Below are 2,687 nucleotides of genomic sequence, written 5' to 3' on the forward strand. Positions count from 1 at the left end.
CCGGGCGTCTGCCGGCGGCCAGGCGGGCGAGCCTGCGGCGACTGAAGGACGCCGACGGCCAGGCGATCGACGAGGCGCTGGTGCTCTGGCTGCCCGGGCCGGGCAGCTACACCGGTGAGGACAGCGCCGAATTCCATGTGCATGGCGGTCCGGCGGTGGTCGGCGCCCTGGTTGGGGCGCTGTCGGCCCAGGGCCTGCGGCTGGCTGAGCCCGGCGAGTTCACCCGCCGCGCCTTCGAGCACGGCAAGCTCGACCTCGCCCAGGCCGAAGGTGTCGCCGACCTGGTCGATGCGGAAACCGAGCAGCAGCGGGCCCAGGCCCTGGCGCAGCTCGGCGGCCGGCTGTCGGGCGTGCAGGCGCGCTGGCGCGACGGCCTGATCCGCGCCTCGGCCATGCTGGAGGCGGCGGTCGACTTTCCTGACGAGGAGGTGCCGGCCGATGTCGCCAAGCGCGCCCGGCCGATCCTGGAGATCCTCGCCGACGAACTTGAGGCCGCCGCCGCGGACGTCGCGCGGGGGGAGCGGGTGCGGGAAGGTTTCCGCATTGCGCTGCTAGGCGCGCCCAACGCCGGCAAGAGCACGCTGTTGAATGCGCTGGCCAAGCGCGACGCGGCCATCGTCTCGGCCCTACCGGGCACCACGCGGGACATCATCGAAGTTCCCATGGTGCTGGGCGGCTACAAGGTGATCATCGCCGACACCGCGGGCCTGCGGCGCACCGAGGACGAGATCGAGGCCGAGGGCGTGCGCCGGGCCGAGGCCTGGGCGGAGAGTGCAGGCCTCAGGGTCTGGCTCGTCGATGCCTACGGCGACCCGGAGCCGGAGGTCCCGGCTTCGCTACGCCGCGGCGACATCGTCCTCCTGACCAAGCGCGACCTGGGGGAGGGGCTCGAAGGCCTGCCCGGCGAGCCGTTCACCGCCAAGAGCCCGAATGACGTCGCCTGGCTGCAGCGCTCGCTGACCGAGACCGTGGTGGAAGCCCTGGCTGGGGCCGAGCCGCCCGCCGCCACGCGCCTTAGGCACAAGGAGCTGCTGACCGAGGCGGCCGAACGCTTGCGCCACGCGCTGTCGCAGGACGAGGCGCTCGAATTGGCCGCCGAGGACGTCCGGCTGGCGGCCAGGGCGCTCGACCGGATCACCGGCCGCATCGACCCGGAACAGGTGCTGGGAAGGATTTTCTCGACCTTCTGCATCGGGAAGTGAATGTCAGTTCCTCCCCCAGCGCGGAGCGCGATTTGGGGGAGGTGGCGCGAAGCGCCGGAGGGGGTCCGCCCAAACGGTTGAGGACCCCCTCAGTCAGCGGAGTTTATCCTCGGGCCGGCTTCGCCGGTCCCGGGGGCTGACAGCTCCCCACCGGGTCTGCGGCCCGGCCCCCTCGGGCCCTACGCGCCATCTCCCCCGAAGGGGAGAATGGGGGGAGCAACTTGGATGTTTCACGTGAAACACCGTCGACCTTCGACTATATGACGCCCTCCATGGCGACCTGGGACGTGATCATCATCGGCGGCGGGCACGCCGGCTGCGAGGCGGCGGCTGCGGCGGCGCGGTTCGGCGCGCGCACCCTGCTGCTTACCCACAAGCTCGAGACTATCGGCGAGATGAGCTGCAATCCGGCGATCGGCGGCCTCGGCAAGGGGCACCTGGTTCGCGAGATCGATGCGCTGGACGGGCTGATGGGTCGGCTCGCGGATAGGGCCGGCATCCAGTTCCGGCTGCTGAACCGCTCGAAGGGCGCGGCGGTGCGCGGGCCACGCTCGCAGATCGACCGCCGGCTCTACCGCGAAGCCATGCAGGCCGAACTGGCCGCCACGCCGAACCTGACCGTCGTCGCGGAGGCGGTGGAAGACCTGATCGTCGAGGACGGCCGCCTAACGGGTGTTCTCGGCGCGAGCGGGAAGGCCTACCGCGCCGGCCGCGTGGTGCTGACCACCGGCACTTTCCTGAAGGGCATGATCCATCGCGGCGAGCAGCGCATCCCGGCCGGCCGGGTCGGCGACGCCCCGGCCATCGGGCTTGCCGACCGGCTCTACGCCTCGGGCCTGCGGATGGGGCGGCTGAAGACCGGCACGCCCGCCAGGCTCGACGGCAAGACCATCGCCTGGGAGCGGCTGGAGATGCAGGCGGCCGACGCCGAGCCCGTGCCGTTCTCCTTCCTGACCGAAGCGATCACCACGCCGCAGATCGAGTGCGGCATCACCTACACCACGGCGGAGACCCACCGGATCATCGCCGAGCGGCTTGGGGAGTCCGCGGTCTATGGCGGCCGCGCCACCGGGATCGGCCCGCGCTACTGCCCATCCATCGAGGACAAGGTGGTCCGCTTCGCCGACAAGACCAGCCACCAGGTGTTCCTGGAGCCCGAGGGGCTCGACGACGACACGGTCTATCCGAACGGGGTCTCGACCTCGGTGTCCGAAGAGACCCAGGATCTCTTCCTGCGCACCATGCCGGGCCTCGAGGCGGTGCGGGTGAGGCGCTACGGCTACGCCATCGAGTATGATTACGTGGACCCGCGCGAACTCTATGCGACGCTGGAAGCCAAGCAGCTGCCGGGCCTCTACCTGGCCGGCCAGATCAACGGCACCACCGGCTATGAGGAAGCGGCCGCCCAGGGCCTGGTGGCGGGCCTCAACGCCGCCCGCGCCGCCTCCGGCGCCGACCCCGCCATCTTCGCCCGGGACGAGGCCT

Annotated in this window: 2 protein-coding genes; both read left to right on the top strand. The window is 71.3% G+C overall.

The features are described 5' to 3' along the window. The coding region (gene mnmE, locus JWP28_RS20170; RefSeq protein WP_299545646.1) for a tRNA uridine-5-carboxymethylaminomethyl(34) synthesis GTPase MnmE at window positions 1-1,202 on the top strand (1,202 nt) is incomplete at its 5' end. Between the two features lie 272 nt (window positions 1,203-1,474). Then, a partial coding sequence (gene mnmG, locus JWP28_RS20175; RefSeq protein ID WP_299545647.1) for a tRNA uridine-5-carboxymethylaminomethyl(34) synthesis enzyme MnmG occupies window positions 1,475-2,687 on the top strand: 1,213 nt, incomplete at its 3' end.

The sequence above is a fragment of the Phenylobacterium sp. genome (assembly GCF_028290885.1).
Lineage (GTDB): Bacteria > Pseudomonadota > Alphaproteobacteria > Caulobacterales > Caulobacteraceae > Phenylobacterium.